Source organism: Sphingomonas sp. ERG5 (assembly GCF_000803065.1).
In the GTDB taxonomy this organism is placed as follows: domain Bacteria; phylum Pseudomonadota; class Alphaproteobacteria; order Sphingomonadales; family Sphingomonadaceae; genus Sphingomonas.
Genome location: NZ_JSXI01000001.1, coordinates 124,123 through 136,040, shown reverse-complemented (window position 1 = coordinate 136,040; position 11,918 = coordinate 124,123). Strand labels below are relative to the sequence as shown.

At 64.2% G+C, this 11,918-nt stretch carries 11 protein-coding genes; 2 read left to right on the top strand and 9 right to left on the bottom strand.

From position 1 onward, the window contains the following. Nucleotides 1-112 precede the first annotated feature (112 nt). A complete protein-coding gene (locus tag OO12_RS00640) occupies nt 113-1,213 on the top strand; it encodes a fatty acid desaturase family protein (RefSeq protein ID WP_034156682.1) in 1,101 nt (366 codons plus the stop codon). A 4-nt stretch (nt 1,214-1,217) separates the two neighbouring features. Here OO12_RS00640 and lptG read toward each other — a convergent pair whose 3' ends face one another. From lptG to OO12_RS00595, 9 genes are all read right to left on the bottom strand, one after another. Next, the gene (gene lptG / locus OO12_RS00635; RefSeq protein ID WP_034156681.1) at nt 1,218-2,315 is read right to left on the bottom strand and encodes an LPS export ABC transporter permease LptG; all 1,098 of its coding nucleotides are present in this window, start codon (nt 2,313-2,315) and stop codon (nt 1,218-1,220) included. Further along, nucleotides 2,312-3,514, bottom strand: coding sequence for an LPS export ABC transporter permease LptF (lptF, locus tag OO12_RS00630; protein ID WP_200887355.1), 1,203 nt, complete (start codon nt 3,512-3,514; stop codon nt 2,312-2,314). Before lptF ends, lptG begins: the two co-directional genes overlap by 4 nt. A gap of 95 nt (nt 3,515-3,609) precedes the next feature. Next, nucleotides 3,610-5,556, bottom strand: coding sequence for an ATP-binding protein (locus tag OO12_RS00625; protein WP_034156680.1), 1,947 nt, complete (start codon nt 5,554-5,556; stop codon nt 3,610-3,612). Between the two features lie 51 nt (nt 5,557-5,607). Further along, complete coding sequence (gene spt, locus OO12_RS00620) at nt 5,608-6,870, bottom strand: serine palmitoyltransferase (protein WP_034156679.1); 1,263 nt, start codon at nt 6,868-6,870, stop codon at nt 5,608-5,610. A gap of 4 nt (nt 6,871-6,874) precedes the next feature. Continuing rightward, a complete protein-coding gene (locus tag OO12_RS00615; protein ID WP_034156678.1) occupies nt 6,875-7,117 on the bottom strand; it encodes an acyl carrier protein in 243 nt (80 codons plus the stop codon). Nucleotides 7,118-7,193: 76 nt separating this feature from the next. Continuing rightward, complete coding sequence (locus OO12_RS00610) at nt 7,194-8,099, bottom strand: NAD-dependent epimerase/dehydratase family protein (RefSeq protein ID WP_034156677.1); 906 nt, start codon at nt 8,097-8,099, stop codon at nt 7,194-7,196. After that, nucleotides 8,096-9,202: a glutamate 5-kinase gene (gene proB, locus OO12_RS00605; protein ID WP_034156676.1), complete on the bottom strand. Its 1,107-nt coding sequence runs from the start codon at nt 9,200-9,202 to the stop codon at nt 8,096-8,098. The genes OO12_RS00610 and proB overlap by 4 nt, the downstream gene beginning before the upstream one ends. A gap of 103 nt (nt 9,203-9,305) precedes the next feature. Further along, complete coding sequence (gene obgE, locus OO12_RS00600; RefSeq protein ID WP_034156675.1) at nt 9,306-10,352, bottom strand: GTPase ObgE; 1,047 nt, start codon at nt 10,350-10,352, stop codon at nt 9,306-9,308. Nucleotides 10,353-10,397: 45 nt separating this feature from the next. Next, nucleotides 10,398-10,985, bottom strand: coding sequence for a TetR/AcrR family transcriptional regulator (locus tag OO12_RS00595; protein ID WP_034156674.1), 588 nt, complete (start codon nt 10,983-10,985; stop codon nt 10,398-10,400). 67 nt (nt 10,986-11,052) lie between these two features. Here OO12_RS00595 and OO12_RS00590 point away from each other — a divergent pair, with 67 nt between their 5' ends. Further along, the gene (locus OO12_RS00590; RefSeq protein WP_200887354.1) at nt 11,053-11,913 is read left to right on the top strand and encodes a metal-dependent hydrolase; all 861 of its coding nucleotides are present in this window, start codon (nt 11,053-11,055) and stop codon (nt 11,911-11,913) included. Nucleotides 11,914-11,918: the final 5 nt, after the last annotated feature.

The window sequence follows — 11,918 nt, the reverse complement described above, 5'->3', positions numbered from 1 at the left end:
GCGTCATTCTGTCAAGCCGGCACCAGCCTGACGCATATGGGCGGCGCGCGCCGCAGCGCCGCACCTGTTATTGCCACCATCCCGCCACTATTTTTGTGCAATGCACCTTCCCATGGATACCTCGCTCACCATCGATCGGCGTGCGCCATCGGCCCGTCCGGCTGACGCGGCCCGCGTCCGTGCGCAGGACATTGCCGATGACAAGGCAATGCTCCGGACCGCGGCGGAACTCACTCGCGATCTCAATGCCCCACGGCCCTGGATCTATTGGTCGGACCTGATCGCTTCGGTGGTGGTCGGTTTCGGCGCGCTCGCGGCTGCGATTTTGCTGGCGCCGACCGGCTGGGCGATTGCGGCGGGCGTCGTCGCCGTTCTCGCGCTGTATCGCGCCGAAAGTTTCATCCACGAACTGACTCATTTTAAGCATGCGTCGCTGCCCGGCTTCCGCTTCGGCTGGAACGCGCTGGCCGGTATTCCGCTGCTGGTGCCCTCCTTCATGTATGAAGGCGTACACAATTTGCACCATGCGCGTACGCGCTACGGCACCGCCGACGATCCCGAATATCTGCCGCTCGCGCTGATGAAGCCCTACACGTTGCCGCTGTTCGTGCTGGCCGCATTCCTTGCGCCGGTGGCGCTGCTGGTGCGCTTCGCCATTCTGTCGCCGCTGTCGGCGGTGTTCCCGGGCATGCGCAAGCTGGTGGTCGAGCGCTATTCCGCTCTGTCGATCAATCCTTCGTTTCGCCGCCGTGCACCCGAGGGCGCCGCCCGCACACAATGGCTGTGGCAGGAAGCTGGGGCGAGCGTCTGGGCGATCGCGCTGCTGACCATGGTCGCGACGGGTATCGTGCCGCTGCGCGCCTTCCTGATCTTCCTTGCGGTCGCTTCCAGTGTCGCGGTGATCAACCAGGTCCGCACGCTCGTCGCGCATCTGTGGGAGAATGAGGGTGAGGTGATGACCGTCACCGCGCAATATCTCGACACGGTCAACGTACCGCCGCCGGCGTTGCTGCCGATGCTGTGGGCGCCGGTGGGTCTGCGCTATCACGCGCTGCATCATTTGCTGCCCGGTGTGCCCTATCATGCACTGGGTGAGGCGCATCGCCGGATTTCAGCGGCGCTGGACGCTCAGTCGCCTTATCACAAGGCGAGCTATCCCGGCCTGCCCGGCTTGGTGATGAAGATTGCGCGCAGCACCATGGGTGCGCGCTAGGATCCTATTCCTCGGTGCGCACCAGCACCGCTTCACCGATCAGGAAAAAGAGCAGGAACGGCGCCCAAGCGGCGAGGAAGGGCGGATAGGCGCCGAGATTGCCCATCGCCAGCGCGAAATTATCCGCCACGAAAAAAGTGAAGCCGAGCATCATGCCGATGACGGCGCGCAAGAACAATTTGCCCGACCGCGCGACGCCGAATGCCGCCACCGCACCAAGCAGGGGCATCAGCACTGACGATAACGGCCCCGACAATTTGTGCCATGCGGCGCCTTCCAGCGCCTGAGTCGGACGCCCGGCATCGGAAAGGTCGCTGATCGCCGACCGCAATGACCCGAACGACAAGCCATCGGCATCGACACTGGCGAGCGTGAACTGATCGGGGCGAACGCCCTGCGCGACCACGATCGTGCCCAGCGTGGTGAGTTTGCCGCTCTTGACGCTGAATCGCTTCGCGCCTTCGATCCGCCAGGCATGGCCGGTAAAGGTGCCGCGCGCCGCCTCGATGATGCCGACCAGATTGCCCTTTTCGCGATCGTACAGTTTGACGCCGGTCAGTTGTGCGGTCTTGCCCCGACCTTTGATCTGATCGACCTGGATCAGATCGTCGCCGTCACGCACCCACACATTGACGCGGTCACCACGATCGACCGGCAGCGGCCCGAAATCGACCTTCTCCCATTGATTGAGCGTGGCGGTGGCACGCGACACGATGCGGTCGTTGAAGGTGAAGGAAATAACCGCCACCGCGAAGCTGGCAATGATCAGTGGCGCGAGCACTTGATGCGCCGAGAGGCCCGATGCCTTCAGCGCGATGATCTCACTGTTCTGATTCATCGTCGTCAGCGTGAGGATCGTCCCGAGCAGGACTGAGAACGGCAGCACAAAGGCGATGATCTGCGGTGCGCGCAAGCTGACATAACGCCACACCTCGGCATCGCCATTGCCGGCATATTCGAGAATCTTGCCCGTCTGGCCGAGCAAGTCGAGCGCCTGCAGCACCAGCACCATTGCGGCGAGGATCGCAAAGGTCCGCACGACGAACAGTCGCGCCATGTAGACGGCGACGACGCGTGACGGGAAGAACTGCAGGAAATTCATATTTTCACCGCATCGGAGAGACGACGGCCGGGGATCCACCGCGCGATCAGCTTGCCGATCTTCGAGAAGACGCGTTCGAGCGCACCGATCGGCTGGCCGTCAGGCACATAGGCGATGGTGTAGTACATCCATAGAACCAGCCCGGCAAAGACCAGGAACGGCGTCCATAGCGCGATCAGGGGATCGATCCGGCCGAGCCCGCCGATCGCCTCGGCATATTGGTTGACCTTATGATAGGTCACCACCATCACGATCGCCAGGAACACGCCGAGCGCTGAGGACGACCGTTTCGGCGGCACGCCGAGCGCCAGCGCAAGCAATGGCAGCAGGAACATCGTCGCCACTTCGACCACCCGGAAGTGAAAGGCGGACCGGCTGGTGTCGCGAAGCTCGGCATTGGATCCGGGGTCGCGGCCGATCCGGGCCAGTTCGGGCAAGGTCAATTCCAGGTTGCGCTCGCCGCGTCGGCGGAAACTGCCATATTGGGGCAGCGGTATCGGCAGGTTATGCGTGCTGAACGTCAGCACGCGCGGTGTCACGATGCCCGGCGCTTCGTTGACGAGCACGCCGTTGCTAAGCTGGAAGACGATTTCGTCGGGATTGTCGGTCGCGAGGAACTTGCCGCTTTCGGCGGTCACCGCATAGGAACTGCCGGTCTTCGATACCGCCTTGACGAAAATACCGGAAAGCTTGCGCCCTTCGTCCCGGCTCTTCTCGATCCGGACCGTCATCTTGTCGCTGAAATGGGTGAACTCGCCAACCTTGATCGACGCGCCGAGCGCGCCCGTGCGCAGTTCGAAGCGCAGCCCTTCATAGGCATAGCGCGCATAGGGCTGGACGAAGCCGACGATCGCCAGATTGATTGTCGCCAGGAAGATCGCAAACATATAGGGCACGCGCAGCAGCCGCCAATAGCTCATGCCCACGCCGCGCATGACATCGAGTTCGGAGGTGGTGGCGAGCTTGCGGAAGGCCAGCAATACGCCGAGCAACAGGCCGATCGGAATGCCCAGCCCGAGATATTCGGGCAGCAGGTTCGCCAGCATCTTCCATACCACGGTCACCGGCCCGCCCTCGGTGGCGACGAAGTCGAACAGGCGCAGCATGCGATCGAGCACCAGCAACATCGCCGAAATGACGAGCGTGGAGATCAGCGGCACCGCGACCAGCCGGACCATGTAGCGATCGATGGATTTCATCGGGCGGGGGACGGGCTTTCAAGAAAGGCGGGGAAGAAAGGGCGAAACCGTGTCGATCGGCTATATCGGGGGTGTGACGCTACGTCACCGGAAAATCATTCTGCCGCAATACTGTGCGGCGCTGTTGGGCGTTCGACCGCCATCGCCGCCGCAATGCCGCGCTCCAGCGCCGCCATCGTGAAGGGTTTGCGCAGCACATGATGGCCGCCGAATTCGGCTTCGCTCGCTTCGCCGGCAAAGCCGGTCACGAACAACACGGCGACATGGCGGTAATCCGGCGCAAGTGCGGCGATCATCTCGGGGCCGGTTTGACCCGGCATCAGCACGTCCGACATGATCAGGTCGATATGGCTGCTGCTCTCCAGCAGGGCGGGCGCCGCCAACGGGTCGCCGCAAGCGATCGCGCGGTGGCCCAGTTCCTCCAGTGCGCCCATCGTCGCGGCGAGCACGCGCTCGTCGTCTTCGACCACCAGGACGTCGAGGGCGAGGGGAGCGACCGGCTCGGGGGCGGCCGCAACCTGTTCCTTTACCGATGCGGTGGCCGTTGCGTCGCGCGGCAAGTACAAGGTCACGGTGGTGCCCTTGCCGGGTTCGGATTGCAGGCCGACCTCGCCCTCTGCCTGACGCACGAATGCGAAGATCTGGCTAAGGCCCAGGCCCGTTCCCTTGCCCACCGGCTTGGTGGTGAAAAATGGTTCGAATACGCGTTCCATCACCTCCGGCGTCATGCCGCATCCGCTGTCGGATACGGCGATCGTGACATATTCGCCGGCCGGACAGCGGCCCACCGCATGTTCGACCAGTTCCGTGCCGGCGGTGACGATGGTCAACGTACCCCGACCTTCCATCGCATCGCGCGCATTGACCGCAAGGTTGAGGATGACATTTTCAAGCTGATGGCGGTCGGCGCGAGTCAGCCAGCCCTGGCCGATATCGCGCGCGACGACTGTGATTGCATCGCCCAATGTGCGGTCGAGCAGGTCCGACATGCCAGTGATCAGCTCGCCCGCCGCGATCGGCTCGAGCCGCAGCGATTCCTCGCGCGAGAAGGCGAGCAGCTGCCGCGTCAGTGCTGCGGCGCGGTTCGCGCCCTCCATTGCACTGTCGATATGACGCAGCGCCGGGCCGGGCTGCTTGCTCAGCTGCCGCTTGGCGAGTTCAAGTCCGCCCAGAACAACGGCCAGCATATTGTTGAAATCATGGGCAATGCCGCCAGTCAGCTGACCGACCGCCTCCATTTTTTGGACCTGGCGGAGCTTGCCTTCCTGCTGGCGAAGCTCAGCCGTCGCCTGAGTGACGGCTTCTTCGAGTTCATGCGCGCGTTCGCGCTCGGCCTCGGCTTCGGCGCGGGCGCTGGCGCGCTGGCCCAATGCCTCGACGGTCAACCAGCCAAGCGCGATCGCGCCGAGCACGATCATGATGCCGAACACCACCAGCACGCCGGCGACGCTGTTCGACTGATCGACCGAGCGCATCGCCGCACCCGTGCGCCGGTCGAGCAGCCGGCGCTCCTGGGCAATGATGCCGTCGAGTTGCTGGTTGATTTCGGTCAGCGAGGTCGCCTTGCGCGCCTGATAGTAGCGCGCGAGCGCCTGATTGTTCTTGCCGTAATTGGTGCTCAGCGCGGTCAGCGACAATTCGGCGCCGCGCGCATTATAGGCGCGGCGCAAGGCATCGATTCGCGCCTGTTGCGGAGGATTGTCGTTCGTGACCTGGTCGAGCCGCGTGATTTGCTGTCCCGCCAGCTGCCATTCGTCGAAATAAAGCCGTCCGAGCGACTTGTCGGCGCTGATCACATAACGGCCAAGCGATGCCTCCGATCGCGCGATCGTTCCCGACAGGGTTCGCGCGAGGATCATCACTTCGTAGCTGTGCGATTGCGCGCGGATCGCCCGGTCGCGCTGGCGATTCGCCTCGCCCAATGTGAGGACCAATGCGACAAGCACGGCCGCGCCCAGCAGCGCCATCACGACCAGCATGATGGTGCGCCAGGGGGTCTGCGGCTTTGCCGAAACCTCGATCTCGCCCTCGATCCCACTCATTACGGGTGAATCTACACTCTCACGTAACCTGTGGGAAGTCGCGGCCTGCGCTTAACGTATCGCGCCCACCGCCTGGCCGGCCGCGCTGAACATGCCAAGGATCGCGTCGATCTGTTCGGTCGTATGCTCGGCGCAAAGCGAGCAGCGCAGCAGATAGGTGCCGGCGGGCGTTGCCGGCGGGCGCGCCATGTTGACGTAGAGGCCGCCATCGAGCAGCGCCTGCCACATTGTCACGGCCTGTTCCTGATCCTCAAGGATCACCGCGATGATTGCGCTGTCCGGTTTTTCGGTGCCGAGCCGGAAGCCCATCGCGGTCAGGCCGCCATGCAATTTGCGAGCATTTTCCCATAGATGCTGGCGTTTGTTATGCGCGTAGCGCAACTTGCGGATCGACGCCGCGGCGGTCGCGACGACCGACGGCGGCAGCGATGCTGTGAAGATATAGGGACGGCATGCAAGCCTGATCGCTTCGAATTTGGGATGGTTCGACACGCAGAAGCCGCCGACCGTACCGACCGATTTGGAAAAGGTGCCGACGATGAAATCGACATCGCCCTCGCAGCCCTGTTCTTCATATACGCCGCGGCCATTGGGGCCGTAGAAACCCATCGAATGCGCTTCGTCGGACAGCACCATCGCGCCATGCTTCTTGGCGACGGCAACCATTTCCTTCAGCGGCGCGATGTCGCCGAGCATCGAATAGACGCCCTCGAGCACGACCAGCTTGCCTGGTTCCCTGGGCAAGCGGCCAAGCCGCTTGTCGAGATCCTCGACATTGTTGTGACGGAAACGCACGATCTCGGCATTGCCCTGCTGGCAACCGTCATAGATCGAGGCATGGCTGTCGGCGTCGAGGATGACATATTCGCCCTTGCCGGCGAGCGTCGAGATCATGCCGAGATTGGCCATATAGCCGGTCGAAAAGACGATCGCGCCGCTGACGCCGTAAAATTCACGCAGCGCTTCCTCGACCTCCATATGGTCGCGGAACGTGCCGTTGAGCATGCGCGACCCATTGGTGCCCGACCCGAACTGGTCGAGCGCATCCTTGCCCGCCTGGATCACGTCGGGGTCGAAGGTCATGCCCATATAATTATAGGTGCCGAGCAGGATTGTGTCCTTGCCGTTGATCACGGCTTCGGTCGGCGATTTGACCTGTTCCATAACGATCGCGAACGGATCGGTCACGCCGGTATCGATCAGCGCCTGGCGTTCCGCGATCAGGTTGTCGAACTTCGACATCAAGTCGCGTTCCGGTGCGATTGCGGGCGGATCGGCGGGCAGCGCCTCGGGGGTCAGGTCGGCATCGGTCATCGGTTCAGGCCTTCAACTTCTCGACGGCATCGACCAGCTGGCCGACGGTCTCGATTTCGGCCTGCATGTTCATCGTGATGATGATGTCGAATTCATCCTCGATCGCGGCGACGAAATCCATCACTGTCAGGCTGTCCCATTCGAGATCGCCCTGGAACGTCGTCGCATCCGACAGCGCCACGCCCTTCTTGTTGAACGGTTCGATCTGGGCGGCGACGGTGTCGAAAATCTGCTGGCGATCGCTCATGATGGTCCTTTGATGCTTTGGGCATGATCTGTCGGTGCCATCCGTGACAAGAAAATACGGCGGCTTTCCGGCGGAGTTATAGCAGTGAGTTGGCGCGATACCATGCCGCGGTCGCGGCGAGGCCTCGCGGCGTGGGGATTTGCGGCAGCCACAGGTCGGGCGCAGGACGCCGCGCGGGGTCGATGCGCCAGTCGGGATGGCTGAGATAGCCAACCCGATCCAGGGTCAGTTTTGCCTTCTCGCCGCGAAACAGCCGGTCGCCGCGCGCCGCCAGCGACAGTATCGCCTTGGGCAAGGCCAGCGGCAGCACGCGCTGCCCGACCGCCGCACCGATCGCGCGGGCGAATGCGTCATGCGTCCACCCGTCCGCGGCGCCGTCATCGGGTTCGAGGATGATCCGGCCCGGGTCGTGCGACACGAGTGCGAGCAGCAATCGCGCCAGGTCACTGACCTCGATCAGCGATATCTTGCCTGGTGGTGGCAGCACCGCGATACCGCGCTTCGCCAGCCGGAACATGTCGAGCATGTCCATATCGCCGGGGCCGTAGACGCCGGGCGGGCGAACGATCGTCCAGTCGAGATTCGATTGCAGCACTTTCGCCTCGGCACGTTCCTTCGAGTGGCCATAGTTGGACAGCTGCGGCTCGCGCGCGGTAAGCGAGGAAACATGCACGAAGCGACGAATGCCGAGCGACGTTGCCGCCGCAAGCATGTTCGCCGTACCCTCGACATTGCCGCTGATGAAGCCGGCCGGCGTGGCCGCGTTCACCACGCCGGCGACATGGACGACGGCATCCGCGCCGGTCGCGAGGGCGACCAGTGCGTCAGTATCTTCAAGTGATCCCGCGATCCATGTCAGGCCCGCTCGCGCCTGCTGATCGCGCCGGGCGAGGGCGCGCACCTGATGACCGGCGGCCAGCGCAAGCTCGATCAGCTTGCCGCCGACAAAGCCGGTGCCGCCGGTGATGGCGATGATGCTCACAGCAAAGCCATATGATTGCGATGCACCAGCGCCGCGCGGGGTGCGTAGCCGAGGATCGCGGCAAGTTCGCCGCTGCGCTTGCCGGTGATGCGCACTGCATCTGCGGCATCATATTCACTCAGGCCGCGCGCGAACGGCGCGCCGTCGGGACCGGAGATGGCGATCAGGTCGCCGCGTGCGAAGCTGCCCTCGATCCGCGTGGCGCCCGCGGCAAGCAGGCTCTTGCCGCCTGCCAATGCCCTGGCCGCGCCGGCGTCGATATGGACCATGCCCTTCGCGGTCAGCCCGCCCGCAAGCCATGCCTTGCGCGCCGAAGCGCTTTTCTCGGCGACGAACAAAGTATGCCGGGCATCGCTCGACAATGGCCGATCGACCCGCCCGTTCGCGATGGCAAGATGCGCGCCTGCCGCGTTGGCGATGCGCGCGGCGGCGATCTTGGAGACCATGCCGCCCGATCCCATGCCGGAGGCCGAACCGCGATCGGCCATCGCCTCGATCGCCGCATCGATCCGCTCCACACGTGCGATATGTTCGGCGCCGGGCAGGGCGGGATTGCGGTCGTATAATCCGTCGATATCCGACAGCAGCACCACGCCCTGTGCCCCGGCAGCCTGCGCAACCCTGGCGGCGAGGCGGTCATTGTCGCCGAAGCGGATTTCCTCGGTCGCGACGCTGTCATTCTCGTTGAGGATCGGCACGACCTTCAGGCCCAGCAGCCGATCGAGTGTGGCGGCGGCATTGAGGTAGCGGCGGCGATCCTCGAGATCATCCAGCGTCACCAGCATCTGCGCCGCCATCAGCCCCTCGGCGCCAAGCATTTCGGCCCAGACCTGGCTGAGCGCGATCTGCCCCACCGCGGCGGCGGCTTGCGCGTCTTCAAGGCTTGCGCGTCCGCCCTTGGCCAGTTTCAGCCGCCGTGCACCAAGCGCGATCGCCCCCGACGACACGACCGCGATCTGTTGCCCGGCGGCAACGCGTGCAGCGATGTCGGCGGCAATCCCCGCCAGCCAGTCGCGGCGTACGCCGCCATCGGGATCGACCAGCAGCGCCGAACCGATCTTGACGGTCAGCCTTGGGCAGGAAAGGGGCGGGAAGAGAGCCATCGGCGTGCGTTAGCGCGCCGCCACGTCCGCGCCAATGCGCAACTTCGTGATCTGCGCCCTGGCCTCATGCGCCGGCGAGCCGACGGTTAACGCGCCGGCACCATCACAATGGCGACCATTCGATGGCATCCTCGCCTTCATCGTCCTCGCCGACCCGACCCGGACCCGGTCCGATCGCTTCCAGCAGCTTGTCGAGCACCCAGTCGACGCCGGTGCCGGCCGCGCCCGAGATCGGAATCACTTCCGCACCGCTTGCTTCCTCGAGTTCGGCCGACAGGGCGGCGATCAACTCGTCATCGAGCGTATCGATCTTGTTGAGCGCGACGACCACCGGCTTGTCGATCAGCCCGCCGCCATAGGCTTCGAGCTCGTCGCGGACGATGCGATAGCTTTCCGCCACATCCTTGTCGTTCGCGTCGACCAGGTGCAGCAGCACCCGGCAGCGCTCGATATGCCCGAGAAAGCGGTCGCCGATCCCGGCGCCGTCGGCCGCGCCCTCGATCAGGCCGGGAATGTCGGCAACGACGAATTCGCTTTGCCTGTGGCGCACCACGCCCAGCTGCGGGCGCGTGGTGGTGAAGGCATAGGCCGCGACCTTGGCCTGGGCATTGGTGACCGCGTTGATGAAGGTCGACTTGCCGGCATTGGGCATGCCGACCAGCCCGGCATCGGCGAGCAGCTTCAGCCGCAGCCAGACCCACATCTCCTCGCCCGGCCAGCCGGTGCCATGCTGGCGCGGCGTGCGATTGGTCGAGGTCTTGTAGCTGGCATTGCCGCGGCCGCCATCGCCGCCGCGCAGAAACACCACGCGTTCGCCGGGCGCGGTGAAGTCGGCCAGCACTTGCTCCTTGTCCTCGGACAGGACCTGCGTGCCGACCGGTACGCGGATGATGATGTCGTCGCCGCCGGCGCCGGTCATGTTCTGGCCCGACCCGCCGGCACCGCGCGGGGCGCGGAAATGCTGGGTATAGCGGAAATCGATCAGCGTATTCAGTCCGGCGACAGCTTCGAAGATGATGTCGCCGCCCTTGCCGCCGCTACCCCCGTTGGGACCGCCATATTCGATGAACTTTTCGCGCCGGAACGCGACGGCGCCGGCGCCGCCCGCGCCCGATCGGACGAAGATCTTTGCTTGGTCGAGAAAATGCATCGCGCCCCTTAGCCTGAAAGGCGCGCATTCGCCAGCGCGACGACTTTACGCCGCGGGCACACTCGTATGCGACGCGATCAGCGCCTTGACCGCCAGCTCGCGCGCGGCCGTCCGGGGCAGGCCGAGCGCCTTCGCCATCGGTCCCCCGAGCAAGGCATCGCCAAGCGCCGTCAGCACCAGCTGAAGCGTCTCCTCATGGATCGATGGCCCGGGATGAATATGGTCTTCGGCGAGATCGTCGACCAGTTGGTGGATCGCTTCGAGGATCGGGTCGAGCGCATCCTCATTGCCCGTCAGGATCATCCAGCTCGCCATCGCGCCGGCGCCGCGCGCAAACGCGTCGAACGTCATGTCGACCACTTCGCGCGGATTCTGGTCGCTGGCGCGCGCGCGTTTCGCGGCCTCGCCGATCTGGGCGGTGATCGTACCGGCAAGATGCGCGATCAATGCCTTTTGCAGATCGGCAGCCGATCCGAAATGATGCAGCAGATTGGCGTGCGTGCGCCCGATCCGAGCCGCAACCGCCTTTAGCGTGACCGCCTGAGGGCCGGCCTCGACGAGCAGCGCGCGCGCCGCCTCGATCGCGGCATCACGAGATTCTTCCGGGCTGAGACGTCTGCGAGTTATTGACACGAGTGTAGATATGTCCTATTGACAGTGGTGTAAGTTAAACCGTCGACATTCCTGTTTGGAGGTTTTCGTGGCGAAAGCAACAACTCCCGATGATCTGACGATCACGCCGCGCGATCTGCGCTTCGGCCGTGGCCATGTGATGAAGCGCTGGTGGCTCAATAACGACCCGTTTGCGACCGCCTTTTACAATGCCTTGTCGGTCACTTTTCCCAAGGGGGAGGGATTCTTCGTCGATAGTGTGCGCAATTTCCGCGGCGGTGCGTCGCCGCGTCTTGCCGCGGAGATTCAGGCCTTCATCAAACAGGAAGTGATTCATACCCGCGAGCATGTCGCCTTCAATCGGCACGTTACCGATCAGGGTTATGATGTGTCGACGCTCATCCGGCACATCGACGAGGCGCTGGCGCTGACCAAGGGTCGTCCCGCGATCGCCAGCCTAGCCGCGACCATGGCGCTGGAACATTTCACTGCAATGCTGGCGCACGAACTGATCGCCAATCCGCGGCATCTGGACGGCGGCGACGAGCAGGCCGCCGCGCTGTGGCGCTGGCACGCGGCGGAGGAGATCGAACATAAGGGTGTCGCTTATGACACCTGGCTCCACGCGACGAAGGATTGGTCGCGGATCAGGCGCTGGTACATCAAGGCGCTGGTGATGCTGGGCACCACGTTCAAGTTCTTCGAGGGGCGCTATCGCGGCATGCTCGAGCTGTTGCGCCAGGATGGGATCACTGGCTGGCGCGCGCATCGCGGCATCATCTGGTATGCGCTCGGCCGTCCCGGCATGGCGCGCAAGATCCTTGGTGCGTGGCTGTCCTTCTTCCTGCCTGGCTTCCATCCCTGGAAGCATGACGATCGCGAACTGATCGGCCTTGCGGAAAGTGACTATGCCGCCGCGATTCTACCGCGCGAAGCCGTGGCGGCCTGATCCAG

Coding starts and splice junctions, on each gene's coding strand:
- OO12_RS00640 (WP_034156682.1), top strand. CDS start 113: ATGGATACCTCGCTCACCATCGATCGGCGTGCGCCATCGGCCCGTCCG.
- lptG (WP_034156681.1), bottom strand. CDS start 2,315: ATGAATTTCCTGCAGTTCTTCCCGTCACGCGTCGTCGCCGTCTACATG.
- lptF (WP_200887355.1), bottom strand. CDS start 3,514: ATGAAATCCATCGATCGCTACATGGTCCGGCTGGTCGCGGTGCCGCTG.
- OO12_RS00625 (WP_034156680.1), bottom strand. CDS start 5,556: ATGAGTGGGATCGAGGGCGAGATCGAGGTTTCGGCAAAGCCGCAGACC.
- spt (WP_034156679.1), bottom strand. CDS start 6,870: ATGACCGATGCCGACCTGACCCCCGAGGCGCTGCCCGCCGATCCGCCC.
- OO12_RS00615 (WP_034156678.1), bottom strand. CDS start 7,117: ATGAGCGATCGCCAGCAGATTTTCGACACCGTCGCCGCCCAGATCGAA.
- proB (WP_034156676.1), bottom strand. CDS start 9,202: ATGGCTCTCTTCCCGCCCCTTTCCTGCCCAAGGCTGACCGTCAAGATC.
- obgE (WP_034156675.1), bottom strand. CDS start 10,352: ATGCATTTTCTCGACCAAGCAAAGATCTTCGTCCGATCGGGCGCGGGC.